At 61.1% G+C, this 26325-nt stretch carries 22 protein-coding genes and 1 tRNA gene; 7 read left to right on the plus strand and 16 right to left on the minus strand.

Annotation, left to right across the window (positions count from 1 at the left end; genetic code table 11):
* Window positions 1-199: 199 nt before the first annotated feature.
* Both ACSQ2W_RS10690 and cpdR1 read right to left on the minus strand, forming a co-directional pair.
* A tRNA-Val gene (locus ACSQ2W_RS10690) sits at window positions 200-274 on the minus strand.
* A 106-nt stretch (window positions 275-380) separates the two neighbouring features.
* Window positions 381-743: a response regulator CpdR1 gene (gene cpdR1, locus ACSQ2W_RS10695; protein ID WP_018327941.1), complete on the minus strand. Its 363-nt coding sequence runs from the start codon at window positions 741-743 to the stop codon at window positions 381-383.
* Between the two features lie 195 nt (window positions 744-938).
* On the opposite strand from cpdR1, the gene ACSQ2W_RS10700 reads away from it, so the two are divergent.
* Window positions 939-1823 carry an N-formylglutamate amidohydrolase gene (locus ACSQ2W_RS10700; RefSeq protein WP_436086222.1) on the plus strand — a complete coding sequence of 295 codons (885 nt, stop codon included), beginning with the start codon at window positions 939-941 and terminating at the stop codon, window positions 1821-1823.
* A gap of 155 nt (window positions 1824-1978) precedes the next feature.
* On the opposite strand, the gene ACSQ2W_RS10705 is transcribed toward ACSQ2W_RS10700, so the two are convergent.
* Window positions 1979-2197, minus strand: coding sequence for a hypothetical protein (locus tag ACSQ2W_RS10705; protein WP_436086223.1), 219 nt, complete (start codon window positions 2195-2197; stop codon window positions 1979-1981).
* Window positions 2198-2225: 28 nt separating this feature from the next.
* On the opposite strand from ACSQ2W_RS10705, the gene hisN reads away from it, so the two are divergent.
* Window positions 2226-2999, plus strand: coding sequence for a histidinol-phosphatase (gene hisN / locus ACSQ2W_RS10710; protein ID WP_436086224.1), 774 nt, complete (start codon window positions 2226-2228; stop codon window positions 2997-2999).
* On the opposite strand, the gene ACSQ2W_RS10715 is transcribed toward hisN, so the two are convergent.
* Entirely contained in the window at window positions 2988-3989 is a 1002-nt protein-coding gene (locus ACSQ2W_RS10715; RefSeq protein ID WP_436086225.1) for an alpha/beta fold hydrolase, read from the minus strand. The genes hisN and ACSQ2W_RS10715 overlap by 12 nt on opposite strands.
* A 498-nt stretch (window positions 3990-4487) precedes the next feature.
* Here ACSQ2W_RS10715 and ACSQ2W_RS10720 point away from each other — a divergent pair, with 498 nt between their 5' ends.
* A complete protein-coding gene (locus ACSQ2W_RS10720; protein ID WP_436086226.1) occupies window positions 4488-4979 on the plus strand; it encodes an Hsp20 family protein in 492 nt (163 codons plus the stop codon).
* Window positions 4980-5059: 80 nt separating this feature from the next.
* Here the strand turns inward: ACSQ2W_RS10720 and ACSQ2W_RS10725 are convergent, their stop codons facing one another.
* A complete protein-coding gene (locus tag ACSQ2W_RS10725) occupies window positions 5060-6106 on the minus strand; it encodes a threonine aldolase family protein (RefSeq protein ID WP_436086227.1) in 1047 nt (348 codons plus the stop codon).
* Window positions 6107-6671: 565 nt separating this feature from the next.
* On the opposite strand from ACSQ2W_RS10725, the gene gltB reads away from it, so the two are divergent.
* The 3 genes from gltB to ACSQ2W_RS10740 are packed head-to-tail and all read left to right on the plus strand — an operon-like array spanning window position 6672 to window position 13033.
* Window positions 6672-11396 carry a glutamate synthase large subunit gene (gltB, locus tag ACSQ2W_RS10730; protein WP_436086228.1) on the plus strand — a complete coding sequence of 1575 codons (4725 nt, stop codon included), beginning with the start codon at window positions 6672-6674 and terminating at the stop codon, window positions 11394-11396.
* The gene (locus ACSQ2W_RS10735) at window positions 11396-11563 is read left to right on the plus strand and encodes a hypothetical protein (protein ID WP_436086229.1); all 168 of its coding nucleotides are present in this window, start codon (window positions 11396-11398) and stop codon (window positions 11561-11563) included. The genes gltB and ACSQ2W_RS10735 overlap by 1 nt, the downstream gene beginning before the upstream one ends.
* A 15-nt stretch (window positions 11564-11578) precedes the next feature.
* On the plus strand, window positions 11579-13033 hold the full coding sequence (locus tag ACSQ2W_RS10740; RefSeq protein WP_436086230.1) for a glutamate synthase subunit beta: 1455 nt from the start codon (window positions 11579-11581) through the stop codon (window positions 13031-13033).
* 115 nt (window positions 13034-13148) lie between these two features.
* Here ACSQ2W_RS10740 and ACSQ2W_RS10745 read toward each other — a convergent pair whose 3' ends face one another.
* The 4 genes from ACSQ2W_RS10745 to ACSQ2W_RS10760 all read right to left on the minus strand — a co-directional run bounded on the left by ACSQ2W_RS10745 (window position 13149) and on the right by ACSQ2W_RS10760 (window position 16341).
* A complete protein-coding gene (locus ACSQ2W_RS10745; RefSeq protein ID WP_436086231.1) occupies window positions 13149-13472 on the minus strand; it encodes a type II toxin-antitoxin system PemK/MazF family toxin in 324 nt (107 codons plus the stop codon).
* Window positions 13469-13690 (minus strand): antitoxin MazE family protein, encoded by a 222-nt coding sequence (locus ACSQ2W_RS10750; RefSeq protein WP_436086232.1) that lies wholly within the window; start codon window positions 13688-13690, stop codon window positions 13469-13471. Before ACSQ2W_RS10750 ends, ACSQ2W_RS10745 begins: the two co-directional genes overlap by 4 nt.
* A gap of 101 nt (window positions 13691-13791) precedes the next feature.
* Window positions 13792-15012 (minus strand): SGNH/GDSL hydrolase family protein, encoded by a 1221-nt coding sequence (locus ACSQ2W_RS10755; RefSeq protein WP_436086233.1) that lies wholly within the window; start codon window positions 15010-15012, stop codon window positions 13792-13794.
* Between the two features lie 108 nt (window positions 15013-15120).
* Window positions 15121-16341, minus strand: a complete 1221-nt coding sequence (locus ACSQ2W_RS10760; RefSeq protein WP_436086234.1) for a lytic murein transglycosylase — start codon at window positions 16339-16341, stop codon at window positions 15121-15123.
* 299 nt (window positions 16342-16640) lie between these two features.
* Here ACSQ2W_RS10760 and galU point away from each other — a divergent pair, with 299 nt between their 5' ends.
* Window positions 16641-17528, plus strand: a complete 888-nt coding sequence (gene galU, locus ACSQ2W_RS10765) for a UTP--glucose-1-phosphate uridylyltransferase GalU (RefSeq protein WP_436086235.1) — start codon at window positions 16641-16643, stop codon at window positions 17526-17528.
* Window positions 17529-17584: 56 nt separating this feature from the next.
* On the opposite strand, the gene ACSQ2W_RS10770 is transcribed toward galU, so the two are convergent.
* The 7 genes from ACSQ2W_RS10770 to ACSQ2W_RS10800 form a co-directional block, all read right to left on the minus strand.
* The gene (locus tag ACSQ2W_RS10770) at window positions 17585-19084 is read right to left on the minus strand and encodes an outer membrane beta-barrel protein (protein ID WP_436086236.1); all 1500 of its coding nucleotides are present in this window, start codon (window positions 19082-19084) and stop codon (window positions 17585-17587) included.
* Between the two features lie 88 nt (window positions 19085-19172).
* On the minus strand, window positions 19173-19631 hold the full coding sequence (locus tag ACSQ2W_RS10775) for an NfeD family protein (protein ID WP_436086237.1): 459 nt from the start codon (window positions 19629-19631) through the stop codon (window positions 19173-19175).
* Between the two features lie 3 nt (window positions 19632-19634).
* Entirely contained in the window at window positions 19635-20642 is a 1008-nt protein-coding gene (locus tag ACSQ2W_RS10780) for an SPFH domain-containing protein (RefSeq protein ID WP_436086238.1), read from the minus strand.
* 154 nt (window positions 20643-20796) lie between these two features.
* Window positions 20797-21828 carry a ferrochelatase gene (hemH, locus tag ACSQ2W_RS10785; RefSeq protein ID WP_436086239.1) on the minus strand — a complete coding sequence of 344 codons (1032 nt, stop codon included), beginning with the start codon at window positions 21826-21828 and terminating at the stop codon, window positions 20797-20799.
* 131 nt (window positions 21829-21959) lie between these two features.
* Window positions 21960-23870 (minus strand): 5'-nucleotidase C-terminal domain-containing protein, encoded by a 1911-nt coding sequence (locus tag ACSQ2W_RS10790; RefSeq protein WP_436086240.1) that lies wholly within the window; start codon window positions 23868-23870, stop codon window positions 21960-21962.
* A gap of 229 nt (window positions 23871-24099) precedes the next feature.
* Complete coding sequence (gene omp10, locus ACSQ2W_RS10795; RefSeq protein ID WP_436086241.1) at window positions 24100-24468, minus strand: outer membrane lipoprotein Omp10; 369 nt, start codon at window positions 24466-24468, stop codon at window positions 24100-24102.
* 174 nt (window positions 24469-24642) lie between these two features.
* On the minus strand, window positions 24643-26094 hold the full coding sequence (locus ACSQ2W_RS10800; RefSeq protein ID WP_436086242.1) for a homospermidine synthase: 1452 nt from the start codon (window positions 26092-26094) through the stop codon (window positions 24643-24645).
* Between the last annotated feature and the right edge of the window lie 231 nt (window positions 26095-26325).

Genomic DNA, 26325 nt, shown 5'->3' on the forward strand with positions numbered 1-26325 from the left:
ACGCCGGTTCCGCGGTTCTCGTTGCGGCGCCGCACGCAGCACCGGCTCGCCATCGGGAAGAGTAATTCGGGCCATGCGGGAATTGGGGCGTATCCGCGTGTTCCCGTTTGCTGCCTACAATGCGCTTACTGGCAATTCCGACAAAAACAAAGGGCTCGCCAATCTCTTGGCAAGCCCTTTGTTCTGGTAGGCAATTGGATGGTGGGCGTGACAGGGATTGAACCTGTGACCCCTACGATGTCAACGTAGTGCTCTCCCGCTGAGCTACACGCCCATCCGATGTCGGCGCATAGATCACAAAACCTCTTGTGGCGTCAATAGGCTTTTATCGGCTTTTTGACAGGAAGTTTTGCGACCTGGGGACGCCTTGCAAACCGGGCTCAGGCGGCCAGCATCTTGTTCACTTCGTCGACGAGATCGCGCAGGTGGAACGGCTTGGACAGCACCTTGGCGTCCTTCGGAGCCTTCGAATCGGGGTTCAGTGCGACGGCGGCGAAGCCGGTGATGAACATCACTTTCAGATCCGGATCGAGTTCGGTCGCCCGGCGGGCAAGCTCGATGCCGTCCATTTCGGGCATGACGATGTCGGTCAGAAGGAGCGAGAACGGTTCTTCGCGCAGGCGGTCGTAGGCGCTTGCGCCATTGTCGAAGGACAACACCTTGTAGCCGGCCTTTTCCAGGGCTTTTACCAGGAAGCGGCGCATGTCGTTATCGTCTTCGGCGAGGAGAATTTTTGGACTCATGGATAAAGCCGTTGCACCTTACGTGTCGATGTCGGGAATTGCGGTGACGTCAATGAAACCGCATGCGAGTAAATATCCGGTGAAGACAAGAGATCAAGCTCCGTTCGCTGGCAGGAAACGACTATGGACATGAATGCTGCCTGCTGGCAACATACACGAAGCACCAAGATTGTGACATGGTAAAAAAGGGCTGCGATGGCGCAGAACGTCAGCGAAACCGAACAGTTCGAAGTTCGCGAGCCGGAGATGCAGCGCATTCCCTTTGTGTTCAATTCGCCCCATAGCGGCCGGATTTATACCCAGTCCTTTCTCGAGCAGTCACGTCTGGACGACCTGTCGATCCGCCGCTCGGAGGATCATTTCGTCGATGAGCTGTTCCACTCGGTGACGGATCTCGGCGCGCCGCTGCTTCTGGCGCATTTCCCGCGTGCCTTTCTCGACGTCAACCGCGAGCCTTATGAACTCGACCCGCGCATGTTCGATGGCGCCCTGCCGCCGCATGCCAATATCAGTTCGATGCGGGTGGCCGGCGGGCTCGGGACGGTGCCGCGGCTGGTGGCGGAAAACATGGAAATCTACCGTGGCCGCTTTCCTGTCGCCGAGGCGCTGGAGCGGATCGAAACCATCTACAAGCCTTATCATGCCTGCCTGCGGCGGCTGATCGCCCGCACCCACGTCCAGTTCGGGCTGGCGGTGCTGATCGACTGCCATTCGATGCCGGGCAATATCCGGTTGGCAGGCACCGGACAGCGGCCGGATTTCATCATCGGCGACCGCTACGGCACCAGCGCCGCTGCCGACCTGTCGCGCACGGCCGTCTCGCTCCTCGAGGATCTCGGCTTTTCCGTCGCCCGCAATAAGCCCTATGCCGGCGGCTTCATCACCGAGCATTACGGCCGTCCCGCGCGCGGGTTGCACGCCCTGCAGATCGAGATCAATCGCGGTCTCTATGTCGATGAGGCGACGCTGCAGAAGAAGAAGGACTTTCCGATGCTGGCTCAGGCCATAGGCATCTTCCTTGGCGGCCTTGCGGCGCATGTGGAAAAATACGCCGGAAATTCTTCGCTCGCGGCCGAGTAGCGCCGCTGCCCTTTCCCCCCAAAAAACGGGCCCCAAAAAACGGGCAAAAAAAACCGCGCTTGTGGCGCGGCTAAGTCTAGGGAGGAAACACCCAAGGAGGGTATTTACAGCCACAAGTGACTGTAGGGAAAGGTTAATATTGCAGTGCACAATTGTCAAGGCGAAATCTTGGTTGGTTTGCTGCGGTGCGCCATATGCGGATCGCAGGAAATTGGCAAAATGGCGCGATTTCGAAGCGCTTTGGGCATTTTGATGTACGTTCTTCGGATTTCTGACGAAATGTTGCTTTCTCGCGGGCGAATCCGCCGCATTTTTCCTAATTTTCGGGGACAGGCTTCTTTTTTAAAAAAATCTGCAATAAGCACGTTAAGCATCCCTTTTCCTCGATTTTCGTGAGGCTTCATGCTGCCGGACCGTGAATTTTTCGATCGCCTCGCCGACGCGGCCAAGGCGGAAACCCTGCCGCGATTCCGCACCGGCATCAGCGTTGCCAACAAGGAAGCGGCCGGCTTCGATCCGGTGACGGAAGGCGACCGTGCCGCCGAAGCGGCGATCCGCAACCTGATCGAAAGCCATTTTCCCGATCATGGCATTCTCGGCGAGGAGTTCGGCAATGTCGGGCTTGACCGGGATTACGTCTGGGTCATCGACCCGATCGACGGCACCCGCGCCTTCATCTCCGGCCTGCCGGTCTGGGGTACGCTGATCGGCCTTTACCATAAGGGCGAGGCGGTGATGGGGCTGATGGACCAGCCCTTTACCGAGGAACGCTACTTCGCCGACGGCAAGGATGCGTTTTATCGCGGCCGGGACGGCAACAGGAAGATCGCCACACGCCCCTGCGCCGACCTCGGCCAGGCGATCCTGTTCACCACGTCGCCGCATCTCTATACCGGCGACATCAAGACCCGCTTCGAAGCCGTTCAGAGCAAGGTGCAGCTCGCCCGCTACGGCTGCGATTGCTATGCCTTCGCGCTGCTCGCCTCCGGCCATATCGACCTGGTCATCGAATGCGGCCTGAAGCCCTATGATGTCGGCGGGCTCATCCCGCTGATCGAACAGGCCGGCGGCATCGTCACCGACTGGAACGGAGGGCCCGCGGAAATGGGCGGCGAAATCATCGCCGCCGGCAGCGCCGAGGTTCACCAACAGGCGCTGGCGATCCTAAAGGGCTGAGTGCTCGACGCTCTCGCCGGATGGCTCGTCCACGTCCGTCATCGCCATATCGGCGCTGCTGCCGGGAATGAAGGCTTCGATGGCAGCGATGGCCTGGGCGCGGTAGTAATCTGCCTCCTGCAGCAGTTCGTGGCGGGCACCATCAATGGGAATCATGTGGCCGGCGCGGAAGTTGCGGGCGAGGTTCTCGACGGCAAGGTGCGGCACGAGCTGGTCCCGCGTCGGGGCAAGGATGATGGTGGGCACGCGGATCTGCGTCAGGTGCTCGCGGCTGGTAGTGCGCTTGATCGCCTTGAAGGTTTCATGCAGCCAGCGGGCGGTCGGCGGCCCCAGTGCCAGTTCGGGATGCGTGTCTGTCAGCGCCTTGTTGCGGGCAAAGCGCCGGGCATCCGACGTCAGCGGGTTTTCCGAAAACGGTAGTGAACCATTGTCGCGCATCAACGGCAGGAAGCCGAGCCCGCACAAGCTGAAGGCGGCTGCGAGACAACTGATCGTGCCGTGTCCCAGCTTCTGGCCGCCAAGCGCAACGAAGGGCGCCAGGATCGCCAGGCGATCGATGCGGCTGGCGAGCAGCGGCGCCTGCGACAGGGCGATCAGCGCGCCCATGGAATGGGCAAGCATGAAGAAGGGCAGGCGTGTATCGGGCAGCACGATCTTGTCGAGGAAAATGGTGAGGTCGCGCTCGTAGTCTGAAAAGCGGCGGACATGGCCGCGGCGGGGCGTCCTCAGCAGGCGTTCCGAACCCGCCTGGCCGCGCCAATCGAAGGTCGCGACCCAGAGGCCCCGCGCCGTCAATTCGCTGATGGTCTCGGCATATTTCTCGATCGACTCGTTGCGGCCCTGGAGAAGCACGACAGTGCCCTTGGCAACCGGCGCATCGCATTTAAAAATCGCGTAGCGGATTTTCTTGGCCCCGATGCCTTCGAAGAAGCCTACGGTGTGATTGCCGGGGATCGGATTGTCCGGGGTGGAATGAAGGGTGGGCGTCATGGGCAAGATCGGTCCGGCGGGTCTCCGCAAGGTGTGCGCTGATAACAGACCCCATCCTTGGGGGATTCCGATTAAGGAAGGGTGCAGGTCACAGCATTGGCACCAAGGGATAGGCGAGCAGGCGCCGGCCGTCAAAGAAAAAGGGCCGGAAACGGGGGGGGATTGATTTACCGTTCCCGGCCAGAGACAGTCGGTCGGCTGAAAGCGGGCAGCGTGCGGGAGAAGGGACGTTCACCGTGCTGCCTGCCTTGTCTTCCGATAATGCCAAATTAGCGCATGGAAGCTGAATGCCGCCGGAACCATCCGTTCATCCTGCGTTTATCGAAAAGGCCGCGTTTTCCGGCGGCGGAACCTGATTTCAGGGTCTTGAAGGCCGGAAAAACAATTCCCATCTCATCCATGCGGGCGCCGAAGACGGGCCCGTTTAACCGGCTTTGCCCTCGCCGCTTTCGGGATGACAAAGCCATGATCGCTAACAGTTGCTCTCAAGAGGACATCATGCGTCACGTTGATTTTTCCCCCCTCTACCGTTCCACGGTCGGCTTCGACCGTCTCTTCACCATGCTTGACAGCCTCGGCCAGCCGGACCAGTCGCAGACCTATCCGCCCTACAATATCGAGCGGACCGGTGAAGACACCTACCGGATCACGATGGCCGTCGCCGGTTTCGACGAAAGCGAGCTTTCGATCGAAGCGCGCGAGCACACGCTGACCGTCAAGGGCGAGAAAGGCGAAGAAAAGGCACCGGAAAACCAGTTCCTGTATCGCGGCATCGCCAAGCGCGCCTTCGAGCGCCGCTTCCAGCTCGCCGATCACGTGGAAATCCAGTCCGCTTCGCTGAAGAACGGCCTGCTTCACATCGATCTCCTGCGCGAGATCCCGGAAGCTGCCAAGCCGCGCAAGATCGGTATCACCGTTGCGCAGTCGCAGCCGAAGCAGATCGAAACGACCCAGGTCGAAACCGCTGAGATCGAAGCCGCTGCCAAGTAAGCGCTCAAGCACCGATCAAGAGATGGAGAAACGGCGTCCGGGAGGGCGCCGTTTTTTATTTGGGCTGCCGCAGGCAGGGCTTAGCAAGCCGCGATAAATCGCTCCACGTCCTCTTTGGTCGTCGCGAAGCTGGTGACCAGACGATAAAGGCCTTCGTCGGCCGCGATCGATCCTGCCAATGTGTGTGGCACGGGCCAGTCGTAGAAGACGGCGCCCTTTTCTTCCAGCTTTTTCGCCGTGTCCTTCTTCAGGATTACGAAGAGTTCATTGGAACCGCTCGGCCAGGCAAGCCGTGCGCCCCGCGATGCTTCGATACCTTCGGCCAGCCGGTTCGCCATGCCGTTTGCGTGCCGGGCGAGGTCGAGCCAGAGGCCACCTTCGAGATAGGCATCGAACTGGGCGGCGATGAAGCGGGACTTGGAGAAGAGCTGACCGGAGCGCTTGCGCAGATAATGCATCTGACCGGCCTTTGCGGTGTCGAACAGGATGAGCGCCTCGGCGCACCAGCAGCCGTTCTTCGTGCCGCCGAACGAGAGCAGGTCGATGCCGCGTTTCCAGGTCATTTCAGCCGGGCTGACGTCAAGCGTCACCAGCGCATTGGCAAAGCGCGCGCCGTCCATGTGGAGAGGCAGTTTGAATTTCCTTGCGATGTGCGCGATCGTGTCGATCTCATCGAGACTGTAAACCGTGCCGGCCTCGGTGGCCTGCGTCATCGTGATTGCCATCGGCTGTCCGCCATGGACGAAGCCGGGCGGGAAGCGCTTGATCTCGGCCTCCAGTCTCACGGGATCGATCTTGCCGAGCGGGCCATCGACCGGGGTCAGGCGGCTTCCATGAGAGAAAAATTCCGGCGCGCCGCATTCATCGACATTCACATGCGCTTCGCGATGGCAGAAGATGTGGCCGCCCGGGCGGTTGACGCTGGAAAATGCCAGCGAATTGGCTGCCGTTCCGGTCGCGACGAAGAAGACGGCGACGTCGCGTTCGAATACGTCGGAAAGTGTCTTCTCCACCTTTTTATCGAGGTCGCTGGTGCCGTAGGCGGAGGCGAAGCCGCCGGCCGCCTTGACCAGGCTTTCGGCAATCACGGGATGGGCGCCCGCCCAATTGTCGGAGGAGAAGATCATCGATGTGTTCCTGTGGTTTCCGGGCGCAAGCTCCGGCGGAATTGGGTGGCGTCGACCATAAAGATGCTGGAGCGGCAATCAATCCGGAACTGCCGAGATAAGGACAATGTCAGACCAGTTTGAAACCAAATCGAAGAAAATGGCGGGTTGGCGAAAGAAAATTACAAAAATGCGAAATTAACCGCAATGTTCAGCAAAATCGCCCAGAATATTTTATATTGGTACCCTTGCGGTCTGGGGAGCTTTCTGGCATAGAGCCTATGAAATAGGACAGCAAGACTGTCCTATTTCGGTCTCAAGACCGGAAAGACGCCGGTAAGCCCGCACAAAGCGGTGGCCGGCTGACGATTGTCAACCGCGCCGGACGCTCGATTGTCCGGGCTGACGTGGCAATTGCGATGGTCGCGAGCACTCTTTGCCTGATGCAGTAAATGCTTCATTTGCGACCGGATCAGGATCATGCAACGATAATGCCGGCGCCGGCCTGGAACGGGTAACCTGCCCGCAAAAGCCTGCCTCGACTGCGGAAAATCCGGTCTCAAGCCGGGTCAACAGGAGGAAGACGATGACGGACTTTACGCCATCCACCGAAACTGGACTCAACACTGTGCGCCAAACGGCGACGGTTGAGAAAAACGCCGCATTCCCGTCCGGCCTGCCGAAAAAACAGGGCCTTTACGACCCGAAGAACGAACATGACGCCTGCGGTGTCGGCTTCGTCGCGCATATGAAGGGTCAGAAGTCGCACCAGATCGTCAAGGATGGCCTGTTCATCCTGGAGAACCTGACGCATCGCGGCGCCGTCGGGGCCGATCCGCTGATGGGCGACGGCGCAGGCATTCTGGTACAGATCCCCGACCGCTTCTTCCGCGAGGAAATGGCTCTTCAAGGTGTCACGCTGCCGAAGGCCGGTGATTATGCTGTCGGCTACCTGTTCATGCCGCAGGACGAGGCCCAGATTGTCCATTTCAAGCAGGTGATCGCCGACGTCGTCGCCGAAGAGGGGCAGACGCTGCTCGGCTTCCGCGAAGTGCCGGTCGACAATTCCTCTCTCTCCAAGGCGCCGGAAATCGCCGGAACCGAGCCGCATCACCTGCAGGTGTTCATCGGCGCCGGCCGCCATGCGGCGACCAATGCCGAGTTCGAACGGCGCCTTTTCACGCTGCGCAAGGTGATCTCCAACCGTATTTATGATGCCTTCCATGGCGCCGAGACCGGCTTCTATCCGGTGTCGCTGTCGTCGAAGACCATCGTCTACAAGGGCATGTTCCTCGCCTATCAGGTGGCTGCCTATTTCAAGGATCTGGCCGACCCGCGCTTCGAATCGGCAGTGGCGCTGGTGCACCAGCGGTTCTCAACCAACACCTTCCCCTCCTGGAAGCTGGCGCATCCGTACCGCATGGTCGCCCATAATGGCGAAATCAACACGCTGCGCGCCAACGTCAACTGGATGGCCGCGCGGCAGGCATCGGTGTCCTCGCCTTTGTTCGGCGACGACATCTCCAAGCTCTGGCCGATCTCCTATGAGGGCCAGTCGGATACGGCCTGTTTCGACAACGCGCTCGAATTCCTCGTGCAGGGTGGCTATCCGCTGTCGCACGCTGTCATGATGCTGATCCCGGAAGCATGGGCCGGCAACCAGCTAATGGCGCCGGCACGCAAGGCCTTCTACGAATATCATGCCGCCCTGATGGAGCCGTGGGACGGTCCGGCTGCTGTCTGCTTCACCGACGGCAGCCAAATCGGCGCGACACTCGACCGCAACGGTCTGCGCCCAGCCCGTTATCTCGTGACCGACGACGACCGCGTCATCCTGGCGTCCGAAGCCGGCACCTTGCCGGTGAAGGAAGAAAGCATCGTCAAGAAGTGGCGCCTGCAGCCGGGCAAAATGCTGCTGATCGACATGGAGGAAGGTCGCATCATCTCCGACGAGGAGGTGAAGTCGAACCTTGCCAACGCGCATCCCTACCGTCAGTGGCTGGACAACACCCAGCTCATTCTGGAGGATCTGAAGCCTGTCGAGCCGCGGGCGCTGCGCCGCGACGTGTCGCTGCTCGACCGCCAGCAGGCGTTCGGCTACAGCCAGGAAGACACCAAGATCCTGATGTCGCCGATGGCGACGACCGGCCAGGAGGCGATCGGCTCGATGGGTACCGACACGCCGATCTCTGCTATGTCGGACAAGGCGAAGCTGCTCTACACCTATTTCAAGCAGAATTTCGCGCAGGTCACCAACCCGCCGATCGATCCGATCCGCGAGGAACTGGTGATGAGCCTCGTCTCCTTCATCGGTCCGCGCCCGAATATTCTCGATCATGCCGGCATGTCGCATGCCAAGCGGCTGGAAGTGCGCCAGCCGATCCTGACCAATGGCGACCTGGAAAAGATCCGCTCGATCGGCCACACCGAAGACCGGTTCGACACCAAGACGCTCGACTTCACCTATGACGTCGCGCGTGGCGCCGAAGGCATGCCGGAAATTCTCGACCGGCTCTGCGAGCGGGCGGAAGCGGCCGTCCTGGGCGGTTACAACATCATCGTGCTCTCCGACCGCCAGATCGGCCCGGACCGCATCGCGATCCCGGCGCTTCTCGCGACCGCCGCCGTGCACCATCACCTGATCCGCAAGGGGCTGCGCACCTCCGTCGGTCTTGTCGTCGAGAGCGGCGAGCCGCGCGAAGTGCACCATTTCTGCCTGCTGGCGGGCTACGGCGCCGAAGCGATCAACCCCTATCTCGCCTTCGACACGCTCACCGACATGCATAAGCGCGGCGAGTTTCCGAAGGAAGTCGATGGCGGCGAAATCGTTTATCGCTACATCAAGGCGGTCGGGAAGGGCATTCTCAAGGTCATGTCCAAGATGGGCATCTCGACCTACCAGTCCTATTGCGGCGGCCAGATCTTCGACGCCATCGGCCTCTCGTCGGAGCTCGTCGACCGCTATTTCTTCGGTACCGCGACGCAGATCGAGGGCATCGGCCTTACGGAGATCGCGAGCGAAACCTTCAACCGTCACAAGGCGGCTTTCGGTTCCGATCCGATCCTTGCCAACACGCTCGATATCGGCGGCGAATACGCCTACCGGATGCGCGGCGAAGGCCATGCCTGGTCGCCGGACGCCGTTGCCTCGCTGCAGCACGCCGTTCGCGGCAATGCCGTCGACCGCTACCGCGAATTTGCCGAGATGGTGAACGGCGAAGCACTGCGGATGAACACCATTCGCGGCCTGTTCTCGGTCAGGCAAGCCGACGCCATCGGCCGTAAGCCGATCTCCATCGATGAGGTGGAGCCGGCCGTCAACATCGTCAAGCGCTTCTCGACCGGGGCGATGTCCTTCGGCTCGATCAGCCGCGAGGCCCATACGACGCTGGCGATCGCCATGAACAGCATCGGCGGCAAGTCCAACACCGGCGAAGGCGGCGAGGAAGCCGATCGCTACTTCCCGCTGTATGACGGCTCGCCGAACCCCGAGCGTTCCGCCATCAAGCAGGTGGCGTCCGGTCGTTTCGGCGTCACGACCGAATATCTGGTCAATGCCGACATGCTGCAGATCAAGGTGGCGCAAGGGGCAAAGCCCGGCGAGGGCGGCCAGCTGCCCGGCCACAAGGTCGATGCGACGGTTGCCAAGACCCGACATTCGACGCCGGGCGTTGGTCTGATCTCGCCACCGCCGCACCATGACATCTACTCTATCGAGGATCTGGCGCAGCTGATCTACGACCTGAAGAACGTCAACCCGGAAGCGGACGTTTCGGTGAAGCTCGTTTCCGAAGTCGGGGTCGGTACGGTTGCGGCCGGCGTTGCCAAGGCGCGCGCCGATCACATCACCATCTCCGGCTATGACGGCGGCACCGGTGCCTCGCCGCTGACCTCGCTGAAGCATGCCGGCTCTCCCTGGGAAATCGGCCTTGCCGAGACCCATCAGACGCTGGTGCTGAACGGGCTTCGCTCGCGTATCGCCCTGCAGGTCGATGGGGGTCTCAAGACCGGCCGCGACGTTATCATCGGTGCGCTGCTGGGTGCCGACGAGTTCGGCTTCTCGACGGCGCCGCTGATTGCCGCCGGCTGCATCATGATGCGCAAGTGCCACCTCAACACCTGTCCGGTGGGAGTGGCGACGCAGGACCCGGTCCTGCGCAAGCGCTTCAAGGGTGCGCCCGAGCACGTGGTCAACTACTTCTTCTTCGTCGCCGAAGAAGTGCGCGAAATCCTCGCCTCGCTCGGCTTTGCCAAGTTCGACGACATCATCGGCCTTTCCGAACTGCTCGAGAAGGACGCGATGATCTCGCACTGGAAGGCCAATGGTCTCGACTTCTCCCGCATCTTCCACAAGGTCGATGCGCCGAAGGAAAAGACCTACTGGACCGAGAAGCAGAACCATCCGATCCACGACATCCTCGACCGCAAGCTGATTGCGGCCGCGCAGCCGGCGCTGGAATCAAAGACCCCGGTCTCGATCGAGGTCGACATCAGGAACGTCGACCGTTCGGCTGGCGCCATGCTGTCGGGCGAAGTCGCCAAGCGCTATCGCCACAAGGGGCTCAAGGACGACACGATCTCGGTGAAGCTGCGCGGCACGGCCGGCCAGTCCTTCGCGGCCTTCCTGGCGCGCGGCATTACCTTCGAGCTGATCGGCGACGGCAACGACTATGTCGGCAAGGGCCTCTCGGGTGGCCGCATCGTCGTGCGCCCGCCGGAAACCTCGAAGATCGTCGCAGCCAAGTCGATCATCGTCGGCAACACGGTGCTCTATGGCGCCATCTCCGGTGAATGCTACTTCAACGGTGTGGCCGGCGAACGCTTCGCGGTGCGCAACTCCGGTGCCATTGCGGTCGTCGAAGGCGTCGGTGATCACGGCTGCGAATACATGACCGGCGGTGTGGTCGTGGTTCTCGGCGAGACGGGCCGCAACTTCGCGGCCGGCATGTCGGGCGGTGTCGCCTATGTGCTGGACGAGAGCGAGGATTTCGCCATGCGCTGCAACATGGCCATGGTCGAGCTTGAGCCGGTTCCGGAAGAGGATGACATGCTGGAGAAACTGCATCATCACGGCGGCGATCTCATGCACAAGGGCAGGGTGGACATATCCGGCGACATGACGCGCCATGACGACGAGCGGCTCTATCAGCTGATCTCGAACCATCTGCACTACACGGGTTCGCTGCGCGCCAAGGAGATTCTCGACCACTGGGTCGAGTTCCGGCCGAAATTCCGCAAGGTCATGCCGGTCGAATACCGGCGTGCGCTGGAGGAAATGGAGCGCATGCGGATGGGCATCGCGGCGGAGTAATGCCGCGCGGCGCTGCCATTCATTGGGTGATTTCGACGGGTGTCGCGATCGCTGTTCCAGCGGTTGCGTTCATGGTGAACGGCGAAATCAATATGGAATTTATCGTGCTGGGGGCGCTGATCGGCTTCGCCTACTGGTACTGGGGTCCCGCGTGGCCTCCTCTATGATATAAGGGACGAAACATGGGTAAGGTTACAGGTTTCATGGAAATCGACCGGCAACTGGCGAAGTACCAGCCGGCGTCGGACCGCATTCGGCATTTCCGCGAATTCACAATCCCGATGTCGGACCCGGAAGTGCAGAAGCAGGCCGCACGCTGCATGGACTGTGGCATCCCCTATTGCCATGGCCCGACCGGCTGCCCGGTGCACAACCAGATCCCCGACTGGAACGATCTCGTCTACAACGGCAACTGGGACGAGGCGATCCGCAACCTGCACTCGACCAACAATTTTCCGGAGTTCACCGGCCGCATCTGCCCCGCACCCTGCGAGGAAGCCTGCACGCTCAACCTCGAGGACGCGCCGGTCGCGATCAAGACCGTCGAGCAGGCGATCGCCGACAAGGCCTACGAGATGGGTTACATCGTGCCGCAGCCGGCCGTGACGAAGACCGGCAGGAAGGTTGCGATCATCGGTTCCGGCCCGGCCGGCATGGCGTCGGCGCAGCAGCTCGCCCGCGCCGGCCATGAGGTTCATGTCTATGAGCGCGAAAGCAAGCCCGGCGGCCTGCTGCGTTACGGCATCCCCGACTTCAAGATGGAAAAGAATTTCATCGACCGGCGCGTCGACCAGATGCGCGGCGAGGGCGTGACCTTCCATTGCGGCGTCAATGTCGGCGTCGACCGCACCGTCGACAGCCTGATCGAGGAGCATGATGCCGTGCTTTATTGCGGCGGTTCGGAAACACCGCGCAACGCCGGCATTCCGGGTGTCGATTTTGCCGGCGTACATGACGCGATGCCTTATCTCGTCCAGCAGAACCGCCGCGTCGGCCGCGAAAACATCGACAGCGTCGGCTGGCCGTCCGATCCGATCCTGGCCGGCGGCAAGCATGTCGTCGTCGTCGGCGGCGGCGATACCGCGTCGGACTGCGTCGGCACCGCTTTCCGCCAGGGCGCCGTCAAGGTCACCCAGCTCGACATTCGGCCGATGCCGCCGGAAAAGGAAGACAAGCTTGCCGTCTGGCCGTTCTGGGCAACGAAGATGCGCACCTCCTCCTCCCAGGCCGAAGGCGCCGTGCGCGAGTTCCAGGTGGCAACGCTCGAATTCGTCGGCGAAGACGGCATGCTGACGGGCGTCAAGTGCTGTCAGGTCGATGAGCGCCGCAAGCCGATCGCCGGCACGGAATTCGTCATCAAGGCCGATCTTGCCTTCATCGCCATCGGCTTCAGCGGCCCGTTCACCGACAGCGTGCTGAACGATCTCGGCGACAAGCTGACGATCAACACCGACCGCCGCGGCTCGACCAATGTCGTTGCCAATGACAAGGACTACCGCACTTCGCTCGACAAGCTCTGGGTGGCCGGCGACGTGCGCCGCGGTCAGTCGCTGGTCGTCTGGGCGATCCGCGAAGGCCGCCAGGCGGCCCGCGCCATCGATGAGGCGCTGATGGGCTCGACGGTGCTGCCGCGGTAGGGTAAGGCGTTGTAAGGGAACGACTGAGGTAACTCGATCAACGGCATGCGGTGCTCCCACGAGAAGCGCCGCATGTTCATGTTCGCGATAGGGTTCGCGTGTTTTCCTGCCACGATCAAGCGAAGCCTAAGAACAGAGCCATCGACCGATTGACGGCAATCATTGTTTCGTCGTCGATCCGGCCGAACGCCTCTCCAAGTCGGTCGCGCTTTACGGTCATGATCTTGTCGATCATGACCTGTGACGTCTTGCGGAGGCCATTTTCAAGTGTTGGTTCGGTGGTCAACCGGATCAAGGGCGCGTCAACCAGCGTGCCGGAGACCAGCAGGACGGTGACGGTAGCGTTCCTGTCGAATTGATCCGACTGAATGACAAGGGCGGGACGGGGCTTACCAAAATCGCCGGGCATCGCGACTGTGACAAGGTCGCCCCGCCTCATGCGTTGTCGCTATCCAGATCGGCAAGGGCCGCATCCATGAAGTCCTGTAACTCTTGATCGATCGCATCGGCCTTCGCGACCAACAGCGATTGACGGCGGCATTCCTCGGCGAATCCTGGTCGCCGTGTGTCGGGAACCCATATCTGCAAAGGCCGCAGTCCTGCCGCGCGCAGACTCTCCCGGCGCTTTTGGACTCGCTGATTGACAGGTGTCGGCATGGCTCACAGTCCTTCGGATTTCGTTACATGTAACGAAATCCGGCGCCTTTGTCAAGTCAACAACCCCGGTTGCGGGGTTCGCGGCACGCCACGAGGTCTCCTCAGTTCCTCATCACCGGATTGCTGATCACAGTCTCCGGTTTTGCCAGCCGGAAATCGTCCACCCGCCCGACCGGAGCATCGGCGATCTCGCCCTTTTCGACCAGGCGGTCGCGCGGGCTCTTGCCGCTGGTGAGCGGTGCCGTGCCGCCGAGAAGGGTCGCGCCGCCATCGAGATCGGGATCATCGAGGCTGATCGGCTGGGTCTGGAGGATGTCTTCGTTGGCGGTGGGGGCAGCCACGACGAGGTCTTTCAGCCCGTCGGCACCCGGAACGTCCTGCGTCGAGGCGGCCGCGTCGCCGAGCAGTTTGCGGATATCCTTCTCGACGTAGAAGGCAAGCTTGCGCTTGCCGGCCTTGGTCAGGTTGATACCGTCCGAGCCGCGCAGGCGAACCTGCTGGCCGTTGATGTCCGACCCGGTCATGACGAATTTGCCGCCCTCATCGACAAAACCGTCCCAGATATCGATGAAGGTGCCGCCGACTTTTTCAGTTTCCGCACGAAAGATGCCGTTCAGGGTGACCATGTCGGCGGTCATCGCGGTGGACTGGAAGGGCGGCATGCCGACCCAGAGCAGGGGGATATTCTCGCTGCGGGCGAGTGCTGCGAAGGCGCCGGTACGGCGCGTGTATTCGGCAAGCCAGCGGTCGGTACGGAATTTTTCCTTTTCCCCGCCGATCGACATCTGCTGGCGTTCGTTGGCACCGAGGCTGACGATGATGATCGATGGGGTCACCTCGGCGACATAAACCGGCAGGTTTTCCGGCCAGTTGAAATAATCCTCGCGAACCAGGCCGGAGGAGCCGTTGGCGCGTGTTTCGATGACGACACCGGGCGTCGTCTCGAAGGCAACTTTCAACCCGTCACCGAGACTGCCGGCCATGAAATCGCCGACGACCAGAACCTTCTTGGCATTTTCCAGTTTTTCAACCACGACGGGGGCGGGCTCGACCGGAGCGGGCTTGGCCTTCTGCTTTATTTTTCGTGGCTTCTGGCGCTGTTGCGGCTGCCTCTGCCGGGGCTCGTAGATCGGAACGTCTTCATAGACGGGCGGTGGCCGCCGCCGGCCGAAACCGAACAACATGTCGATGATCGATCGGCGCTCCTGGGCACCGGCCTGTCGCGGTGGCTCCATCACCAATGCCGTGGCGCCGACCGCGATGACGATCAGGCCATTGAGCAGCCAATTCACGCCGCGTCTGAATGCCGTTTTCGTGCTCATGAAACTGTCCAGGGCGTCTTTCGCGCTAAAGCCAATGCGCACCGGCATGGGCATTGGCTGCCTTCTGTATCCGCCGATCGTGGCGCAGGAATGCGCCGCAATTGAGGGCTAGTTCCGCAGAGCCTTCAACAGATGTTGCGTCGGTTCGCCGTCCGGTGCGAGACCGTTGCGGCTCTGGAAGGCCTGGATGGCGGCCTTTGAACCGGAGCCGAAATTGCCGTCGACTTCGCCGTCATAATAGCCGAGTGATTTCAGGCGGGACTGCAACTCGAACTTCTGCTTGATGTCGAGCGAACCGTCCGGGCGGCTCCAGGCCTGCAGCATGCCGCCGTAACCGGCGATTTCGTCGGCAAGCAGGCCGACGCCGAGCGCATAGGAATCCGACGCATTGTAGCGCTTGATGACGAAGAAGTTCTTGGTCATCAGGAAGCCGGGACTGCCGGCGCCACCGGGCATTTTCAGCTCCGCGCGCTGGTCGCCGTTGCGGAAGCCCTTGCCGTTCGGGCGGGTGAAGCCGAGGGCGGCCCATTGCGCCAGCGTCTTCGTCTGGCCGGCATATTTGCCGGCTTTCTGCGATGGCGCCACCTCATAGCCCCAGGTCTGGCCCGGCTGCCAGCCGTTCTTCCTCAACAGATTGGCAGCGGTTGCCAGCGCATCCGGCACGGAGTTCCAGATGTCCTTGTGGCCGTTGCCGTCGGCGTCGATGGCGTAGAGCAGATAGCTGGTCGGGATGAACTGCGTGTGGCCCATGGCGCCTGCCCAGGAGCCGTTGAGTTCGCGCGGGCTGATGTCGCCGTTCTGCAGGATCTTCAATGCGGCAATCAACTGGGTCTTGGCATATTTGGCCCGTTTCGGATCGGCATAGGCAAGGGTCGCCAAGGCGCGCGGAACATAATGGAGGCGCTCGTCCTTTGCCAAGACCGCTCCATAGTTGGATTCCATCGACCAGATCGCCAGAAGGATGGTCTTGTCGACGCCGAAGTGGCGCTCCAGGGCGGCGAGCGTTCGGCCATGCTTGACCGCCATCTCCTGTCCGATCTTGCGTGTATAGGGGTTTACGCGGCTATCGATATATTCCCAGATCTTGTGCTTGAATTCGGGCTGATAGCGTGCTTTCTCAAGCACGTCCGGATCGGGCGTCTTGATACCTGCGAAAGCCTGGCGATAGGTGGCCTTGGTGATCCCGCTCTTTGCCGCGGTGGCATAGAAGCTGTTGATCCAGGTCTCGAAACCGGCATCCGCCGAGGCGGGCGACGAGGCAAACAGGGCTGTGGCTGTGATGAACGCGGCTGCGGCACGGCAGAGGAGATTTTTTCGGGTCTTTGTCATCAGCTGTCGGTTCCGTTGGTCGGCGCTCCGCATAAGATCGGATTGATGGCGGTGCGCAAATTTACAGTCTTAGAGCCAGCTTCACGCATAGGTTACATGCATGTGGTTCCATTTTCGGGCCGTTCAGCCAAAAGCCAACCGCCAGAGTGGGGATCTTACGAAAATGAAGTCAACAAATTCTTTACCATGAATGGTTGGTGCCGTCTTCCTTCGCAAAAAAATAGCAATTTGCCGCTTAATCCCTATTGATAACAATTTGACCCGTTTTAAATCGCAATGGCGTGATTCTGGAGATGTCAATGACTGACAAGCGTAAAGTTCGTAAGGCCGTTTTCCCCGTGGCCGGTCTTGGAACAAGATTTCTGCCGGCGACCAAGGCCGTTCCCAAGGAAATGCTGACGGTCGTCGACAAGCCCATCATCCAGTATGTCGTCGACGAGGCGCTTGAGGCAGGCATTGAACATTTCGTTTTTGTCACAGGCCGCAACAAGCATGTGATCGAGGACTATTTCGACATTCATTTCGAGCTTGAGCAGACGCTGCGCGAGCGCAGCAAGAAGGCCGAGATGACGCTTCTGGCCCAGCAACTGCCGAAGGCGGGCTCGGTAAGCTTTACGCGCCAGCAGGAGCCGTTGGGGCTCGGTCACGCCGTCTGGTGTGCCCGTGAGATCGTCGGCAACGAACCCTTCGCGCTGCTTTTGCCCGACATGATCATGCGTGGCGAGCCGGGCTGCATGAAGGGGATGATCGACCTCTATTCCGAGAGCGGCGGCAACATCATCGCGGTGGAGGAGTGCGAACCGGACCAGGCGCACAAATACGGCATCGTCGGCGTTGGCGAGAAGATCGGCGATGGCTTCCGCATCACCGGTATGGTCGAAAAACCGGCCAAGGGCACGGCGCCGTCAAACTTCTTCATCAACGGCCGCTACATCCTGCAGCCGGAAATCTTCTCCATCCTGGAAAACCAGGAGCGCGGCGCAGGCAATGAAATCCAGCTCACGGACGGCATGCTGAAGCTGCTCAACTCCCAGGATTTCGCCGGTTATGTCTTCCGCGGCGACACCTACGACTGTGGTGCCAAGGATGGCTTCATTCTTGCCAACGTTGCTTTTGCGCTTGAGCGCGCCGACATACGCCCGGCCGTCGAAGCACAGTTCAAGGCGCTTGTTTCGAAGCTGCAGTAAGTTCGGGCCGAATGGGGGAGCCCCGCTTGCAGCAAGGCAGGCGGGGTTTTACGTGTTTAACGTCGCAGCGTAAGGCCGACACCTACGCGTGCGACATTGGTCGCGGCGCCGGTATCCTGCGTGGTGCGCTCGTAGCCGACATCGCCGGTCAGGGCGAGATAGCGGTTCAGGTCCCAGGTAAGGCCAGCGCCGGCGAGCCAGACCCTCTGGTCCTGCGAGACGCTGCCGGACGGATAGTTGCGGAAAGTCAGGCTGTTCGACAGGCGGGCCACCAGGTTCGAGCGGAGCTCATGCGTCGCTTTGCTGCTCAGCGCATAGGCGAGCGCACCGCTGTCGCCGGGCGTGGTCGAAGGTTCGATGCCGGTCGAAATGCCGTAGGTTATGTTGGTGCCGCGCTGGGGCGACCAGTTGAGCAGGCCGTCGATGGTGAAGCCGCTCAGATTATCGAGGCGATTGTCGTCGAAACGGTAGGTCTCGTAGCCGAGCGCGATTTCGCCGCTGAGCTTTTCGCCGAGATCAACCTCGACGCCGGCCCGGCCGCCGTAGCTGTCATAGGAGCGCTCGAAACCGGACGTGTCTGTTCGCAGATCGTAGATCGATTTTCCGGCGGACGCCTCGATGAACGGGACGAGTGCCGGGGACAGCTCGTAGCCCGCCCGCAGGGTCACCGCACCGGCATGGCGGTTCCGGTCCTCCTGCGACAATGTCGAGCCGTCGCTGAGATCCACATCGCCATAGACGTAGCGATCGTAATCAACCTTGGCGGAGCCGCGCAGGATGCCGAAGTCATGTGCAATGCCGGCGCCGAGCGTATATTGGTTGACGCCCGATTGCGTACTCGCACCGCTGATCGCGTTAGGATCCGTCGCATCCTCGCGTTCGAAATGGTAGCCGGCCTTCAGCGTTCCCGTTGTGTTGTTGCCGATGTCGAGGCGAAGGGCAGCCTCGAGGTCGGCGGTCGGTTCGGTCTCGCCGGAGCCGGAGAGGTTGCGCTGCCAGGTGCCTTCGCCGGTCACGGACAGCTGGTGACGCGACCAGTCGGAGGTCAACGTGCCTTTCAAACCGGTTTCGAGATAGCTGCGGCTTTCCTTCGAACTGCCGGTCCTGGTGCTTTCGAAGTTGAAGCTCTGGCCGAGGGTCGGCTTCAGGATGAAGCTGCCGAGCCGGATGCCGGGCGCGTCGTTGCGTTCGAGATCGAGCTGCGACCGCAGGCCATCGACGGTGTTTTCGCGCAGATTGGTGCGGGCCATATCCTCATCGATTATCGGATCGTTGAGCAGCGGTTCGCCTGCATCGGTGCTGATCGAGCCGGTGGTGAGGGCATCCTGGCCGGTCGCGGTTCCAGCGGCTGCGGCAGCGTTCGCATTCGTCGTGCCGGGTGTGGTCGTTTCAGGGTCATCGCTGGAAGCCGTTGTGCCGGTACCGGAGGATGCTGGAACAAGAGCTTGAGCGGAAACGATGCAGGGCGAGAGCATCGCGCAGCCGGCAACGAGCCAGGCGGCGGCCGCCGGGCGCAGGACGCAAGTCCTCTTCGTGCGTGGAAAGAATGGCGTCATATGCCCGGAAATCCGTTTACCAGTATTTAGCAACGGTAAACGGATGTAGTTAACCGTTCCTTTCCGAAACGGCTTTTCGGCTTTAATTTCAGGCGCTTTCCACGGTCAGTTGGCCGCCGCTGCTGCCGGTCACCTTGACGCGGGCGCCGGCGGGCAAGTCCGGCCCGCTGACGGTCCATGTCGTGTCGTCGAGCCGGATCCGGCCGCGGCCTTCTGTGATTGGTTTTTCAAGCACGGCTGTGCGGCCGATCAGGCGGGCACCGCGCTGGTTGAGGAGCGGTTCGTCAGACGTATCGGCGGAGCGGGCAAGGAGGCGCCGCCCGGCGAAAACCGCGGCGACAGAGAGAAGGGCGAAGAACACCAGTTGTGCCTGCCACACCCAGACGCTGGTTTCCCAGAGCAGCAGGGAGACGGCACCGGTCAGGATGGCAGCAATGCCGATCCAGACGAGGAACATGCCGGGCGCGACGATTTCGGCTGCCAGCAGCATGAGACCCAGCGCCCACCAGCCCCAGGGGCCGAGTTCAAGGATGATGCGCTCGATCATGGATCAGCTTTCCTGTTGGGGTGTTGCAAAGGGATTGCGGACGGGCGCCGTGCGTGGCGTCGTCTGCCGCACGGGGGCCAGCGAATTGCCGCCATCGCCGAACACGTCCCTGGCAATCGCGCCGATACCGCCGAGCGAGCCGATCAGCGAGGAGGCTTCCATCGGCATCAGGACGATCTTCGAATTCGGGGCGGTGCCGATCGCCGCCATGGCTTCCGTGTATTTCTGCGCGACGAAATAGTTGATCGCCTGCACGTCGCCGGCGGCGATCGCCTCCGACACCATCTTGGTGGCCTTGGCTTCGGCTTCCGCCAGGCGTTCACGCGCTTCGGCGTCGCGGAACGCTGCCTCGCGCTGGCCTTCGGCCTGCAGGATCGCCGATTGCTTGGCGCCCTCGGCGCGCAGGATCTGCGCGTTGCGCGAGCCTTCGGCTTCGAGCACCTGGGCGCGTTTCTCGCGCTCCGCCTTCATCTGCCGCGCCATGGCATCGACCAGATCCTTGGGCGGCTGGATATCCTTGATCTCGACGCGGGTGACCTTGATACCCCAGGGGCCGACAGCCTCATCGACGACGCGCAGCAGCTTGTCGTTGATCGTGTCGCGGTTGGACAGGAGCTCGTCGAGGTCCATCGAGCCCATGACGGAGCGGATGTTGGTCATCGTGAGGTTCAAAATGGCGGTCTGCAGGTCGGAGACCTGATAGGCGGCCTCGGCGGCGTTCAGCACCTGGTAGAAGGCGACGGCGTCGGCCGACACGCTCGCATTGTCGCGGGTGATGACCTCCTGCGTCGGCACGTCGAGCACCTGCTCCATCACGTTCATCCTGGCGCCGATGCCGTCGATGAAGGGAATGATGATATTGAGGCCCGGCTCAAGCGTCTTCGTATATCGGCCGAACCGCTCGACCGTGTAGCGATAGCCTTGCGGGACTGTTTTGACCCCTTTGAAAATGAGAAGAACGGCGAGCACCACAAGTACAACAACGGCAATATCCAGTCCGGCCAGTGGCATTAGGTGTTCTCCTGTTGGGTGCGTGCATCCTGTTGTTGAACGCACTTTAGGATAAGACGTGGCAGTTGGCTGCCCTATTTGCAAGGATTGCGAGAATTTCGTGCGGCGATGTTCTGGTTTCGCTCCACCTCCCCCTCAAGGGGAGGGTGGTCAGTCAAGCCCAGCCCATCAATTCCCGGCGCACCACATCCTCCAGCACCCTCATGCCGCCCGGGCTGTCGTTGAGGCAGGGGATATGGGTGAACTTCTCGCCGCCGTTGTGATGGAAGCTCTCGGCGGCCTGTTCGGCGATTTCCTCCAGCGTCTCCAGGCAATCCGAAACGAAGCCGGGATTGATGACGGCGATCCGCCTAGTGCCTTCCTGAGCCAGTTTCTCGACCGTCTTGTCGGTATAGGGCTGCAGCCATTCCTCGGGCCCGAAGCGGGACTGGAAGGTGACCTGCAGTTTTTCCTTCGGCCAGCCGAGCCTTTCGCGCAGCAGACGCGCGGTCTTCTGACACTGAAGGTAATAGGGATCGCCCTTGTCGAAATAGGATTGCGGGATGCCGTGGAAGGAGGCAAGCACCACCTCCGGCTCCCAGTCGAGCGTGGCAAGGTGGCTCGTGATCGAATTGGCCAAAGCGTCGATATAGACGGGATCGTCGTGATAGGGTGCTGCGGTGCGCAAAGCCGGCTGCCAACGCATTTTCAGGAGCGCCTTGAAGGCTTCGTCATTGACGGTCGCCGTGGTCGCTGCCGCATATTGCGGATAGAGCGGGAAGACGAGGATTTTTTCGCAGCCGTCCTTCTGCAGTTCCTCCATCTTCGACCGGATCGACGGCTGGCCGTAGCGCATCGCCCAGTCGACCCGCACGTTCGGAAGGTCGGCGAAGGATTTCGCCATCCGTTCCGCCTGGTTGCGGGTATAGGTACGCAGGTAGCTCTCATTGAGGTCCTTGTTCCAGATCGTCTCGTAGGCCTTGCCGACCTTGGCGGGACGCGTGTTGAGGACGATGCCGAAGAGGATCGGGTACCAGAAGAACGGCGACCATTCGATAACGCGCCGGTCCATCAGGAATTCCTTGAGGTAGCGCCGCATCGAGGTCTTGTCGGTGCCGTCCGGCGTGCCGAGATTGACCAGCAAAACGCCCACTTTTCCAAATTTGACGGGCGGATGGTTCGGAGCGGTGATGTCGGTCGCGGTCATTCGGGTATCCTGCGGGGTAAGATGAGCGTGCCTCTTATACGGCAAGGCGGCCCTGCGGTGCATGCCGTTCTTAAAAAGAAAAACCGGCCCGGGAAAGCCCGGACCGGTTGTTCGACAAGAGACATATTGTCTTACTTGGCGGGAATCTGCAGTTCCTTGCCGATTTCCAGCTTTTCCGGAACCGGATTGCCGTTGGCCGCGGCGATCGTTTTCCAGAGTTCGCCATTGCCGTAGATGGCCTTGGCCAGATCCCAGAGCGTATCGCCCTGGACGACGACGTGCTTGGTCTCGGCCGCTGCCGCGGTTTCTGCCGCAGGTTTGGCTTCCGGCGTCGTGGTTTCCGTTTTGGTCTGCTCGGCCGGCTTCGCGTCGGGGGTCACTGTCTTTGCGGCCGTGTCGGTGCTTGCCTGCGCCGAGGGCTGGGTCTCGGTGGCAGCGGCGATTTCGGTGATGCGGCCGTCGGTCATCGGTTTGTAGGGATTGTGCGCCGCGAGGTAGTCGGCGAGAACCGTCTCGAGGCCCGGGCCGTAGTCATAGGCGTTTTCGGCCTTGGTCTTGAAGACGCTATAGCCGTCGCCGCCATTGCGCATGTAGTTGTTGGAGACGACATTGTAGGTCTTGACCGGATCAAGCGGCGCGTAGGCTTCGCCCTCCTTGACCTCGACCTTCGAAACGCGGCTGCCGACCGGCTCGGACTTGTCGAAGGAAAACGTCATACCCGCCACCTGCGGGAAGCGGCCGCCGCCTTCCTCGATCTGGCTCAGGCCGTTTTCGAGTGCCGCCGTGATGTCGGCGCCCTTCAACTGGAATGTCGCAACCGTGTTCTGGAACGGCAGGACGGTGATCACTTCGCCCATCGAGACGTCGCCGGCGTCGATCGAGGCTCTGAGGCCGCCACCGTTGGTGATGGCGATGGTGACGCCCTGACCCCTGACGCGGTCAAGCATGGCGTCGGTCACGAGGTCGCCCATCTCGCATTCGCGGGCGCGGCAGGTTTCGCGGCTTCCATCGATCGGCGCGTCGGTCTTGCCGATGATCTTGGTCTTCAGTCCCTCGATCGGCTTTGCCAGTTCCTTGATGCGGGCAAGGATCGTCTCGTCCGGCTTGATCTTGGAATCGATCAGGATCGGATCGCCCTTGGCCGACTTGACGACGCCGCTGTCATCGAAGGTGACGACGAGATCGCCGAGATACTTGCTGTAGGACCCGGCCTGAACGACAGGTACCTTGTAGCCGCCGGGATTGTCGACCATCGTCGGATATGGACCTTCGGCCTTCTCGTCCGTGTTGGACAACAGGCTGTGCGAGTGGCCGCCGACAACCACGTCGACATCGGGGATTTTTGCGATCACGGCAAGGTCGCGCGGATAGCCGACATGGGTGAGCGCGATGATCTTGTCGACGCCCTGCTTCTTCAATTCCTGTACAGCTGTGGTGATCGTATCGACGTCGAGCCCGATCAGCACATTGTCGCCGGGCGAGGAGATTTCGGCCGTGTCGTTGGCAACCGCGCCGACGATGCCGACCTTCTGGCCGCCGACATCAAGCACCAGCGACGGCTTGATACGATCGATCAGCTTCGACTTGTAGCCGGCCAGCACGTTGGAGGAGAGAACCGGGAAAGTGACCTTATCGAGGAAGGTCGCCAGCCCGTCTTCGCCTTCATCGAATTCATGGTTGCCGATGGTCATGGCGTCGAACTTCATCAGGTTGAGAAATTCGGCTTCGGCCGCACCCTTGTAGGTCGTGAAGAACAGCGAACCCTGGAAGTTGTCGCCGGCATTCAGAAGCACCACATTCTTGCCGGTCAAGTCCTGGCGCTTCTGGTCGATCGCCACCTGCAGCCGGGCCGCGCCGCCGAAGCATTCGTTCTTGCCTTCTTCCTCGGCCGTGCAGGTGGAATCGAACTTGTTGATCGATTCGATGCGGGAGTGGAAATCGTTGATGTGCAGGATGTTCAATTCATAATCGGCGAAGGCGGCACTGGTTGAAAGCGCAAGGACCGAGGCCGTCATCAGCCCGGTTCGCAAATGTCTTATCATATATGTCTCCTGTTTCTCACGAAGTGTCCTGTCGCGCCGTCACAGGAATGGACTGAGATTGCCATCACCACGTGACGATTGTGCTGCCCGCGATGGTTTCATCAGATGCCGCAGACATCAAGCGGCAAAAGTCAACTTATTGCGCCCACTTTCCAGCAGGGTTAAAAACCAGCGGTTGAAACAAAAAAAGCCTCCGCGGAGGGAGGCTTGTTGTCTTGTCCCCCCTCACTCAGCTCCTGCGGACAAGCGAGAACTGGGCGCCGGAATCGGTGGTGCAGTTGAGCTGCGTCTGGCTGACCATGGCGCAGTTGACCTTGGACTGGGTGTTGCGGACCATCGAGGTCATGTTGATTTCGACCAACGTGGGCGAGAGATTGACATAGTTGCCGGAGGCCAGGACCTGATTGGTGTCGGTGGTCCGTGTCGTGAAGGTGCCGCCCGCGAAGGTTGAGACGATGCCGTTCGGATCGGCCCACGCGCCTTCAACACCTGCCGGCGCCATCTGAGCGGGCGGCATTTGGCGCACTTCGCGCGGGCCCATGCAGGAGGCCAGCGCCGCCGCTGCGGACAGAAGGGTCAGGATGGCGATCGGCTTCATATATGTCTCCCGGATTGCTGCGCGGAAAGCTGTCTTTCAGTTGAAAAAACCATGCCGTGATCAGGAGTTGAATGCAAGAGTGGGGCACGAGCACGGCGGGATTATTCGCAGGTCGACGAAAAACGCCCGGGGATCGTTCCCCGGGCGTCGAATTTTAAAGCCTAATCAGACAGTTCAGCGAAACAGGATGTTCTTGAACTGCCACGGATCCTTGGTGTCGAGTTCTTCCGGGAACAGGCCCGGACGGCCGTCGAGCGGGGTCCAGTCGGTGTAGTGGCCTTCAACCGGTCCGAGATAGGGCATCTGCACTTCGAGGCAGCGCTTGTAATCGATCTCGTCGGCTTCGACGATGCCGGCTTGCGGGTTTTCCAGTGCCCAGACCATGCCGGCGAGGACGGCGGAGGTCACCTGCAGGCCGGTCGCGTTCTGGTAGGGGGCGATGCGGCGGGTTTCCTCCAGCGACAGGCGCGAGCCGTACCAATAGGCGTTCTTGTCGTGGCCGTAGAGCAGCACGCCAAGTTCGTCGATGCCGTCCTCAAGCTCGTTTTCGTCGAGCACGTGGTGGATCGGCTGCGCGTTGCCGCCATTGCCGAACATTTCATGCAGCGACAGCACGGCGTCGTTGGCCGGATGATAGGCATAGTGGCAGGTCGGACGGTAGGTCACGTCGCCATCCTTGCCGCGCACGGTGAAGTAGTCGGCGATCGAGATGGATTCGTTGTGGGTGACGAGGAAGCCGTACTGCGGACCAGGCGTCGGGCACCAGGTGCGAACGCGGGTGTTGGCGCCCGGCTGCTCGAGATAGATGGCCGCCTGGCAGCCCTTCTTGTGCTTTTTGGCGTTCTTCGGCATCCAGTTTTCGTGTGTGCCCCAGCCGAGTTCAGCCGGCTGCAGACCTTCGGAGATGAAACCCTCGACCGACCAGGTGTTCCAGAAGACGTTGAGCGGCTTCGGTTTCTTGGTGAGCTGCGTGTCGCGTTCGGCGATGTGGATACCCTTGACGCCGACCTTCTTCATCAGCTTGGCCCAGCCTTCGCGATCATGCTGATCCGGCTCGTCGAACTTCACGTCGAGATCGTTGGCGAGGTTGAGCAGCGCCTGCTTGACGAACCAGGAGACCATGCCCGGATTGGCGCCGCAGGTGGAAACGGCGGTCGCGCCGCCCGAGTTCTTCGCCTTTTCCTTGCGCATGGTTTCGCGCAGCGCATAGTTGGTGCGGTCGGCATTGCTCATGGTTTTGTCGAAATAGAAACCGAGCCAGGGCTCGACGACCGTGTCGATGTAGAGGACGTCGAGTTTGCGGCAGAGCTTCATCAGGTCGACCGACCCGGTATCGACGGAAAGATTGACGCAGAAACCCTGGCCGCCGCCTTCAGTCAGAAGCGGCTTCAGGAGCTCTTTGTAGTTGTCCTTGGTGACATGCGACTTGATGTGCCTGACGCCGTGCTTTGCCATAATTTCGGTGTGGTCTGCGTCGTCGCGCGGGTCGATGACAACCATCCGGCTCTTGTCGAATTTGAAGTGGCGCTCGATCAGGGGCAGGGTGCCGCGGCCGATGGAGCCGAAGCCGATCATCACGATCGGCCCGGTGATTTCGCCGTAAACCGGGTAGGTTGTTTCTGTCATTTTGCTTTCTCTCCTGGAGACGGGTTCTTTTGACTGTTTAACGGGCGGATTTCGCCCTGTCATGCCTCGAATGGCCCTAGAGCATAGATTTCTGTCACAATAAAGAGGCCGGAAAGCGCGCGCGGGCGAGATCGCGAAGCGGCCAGCAGGAGTTGCTGGGGGCCGCGCGACGCCGTTCGCAGGCGTTGTGCCGTTTCACGGACCTCGAGTGATTGAAGGAGAATAAAGAGG

The sequence above is a fragment of the Pararhizobium sp. LjRoot255 genome, from assembly GCF_964252905.1.
Taxonomy (GTDB): Bacteria; Pseudomonadota; Alphaproteobacteria; order Rhizobiales; family Rhizobiaceae; genus Pararhizobium.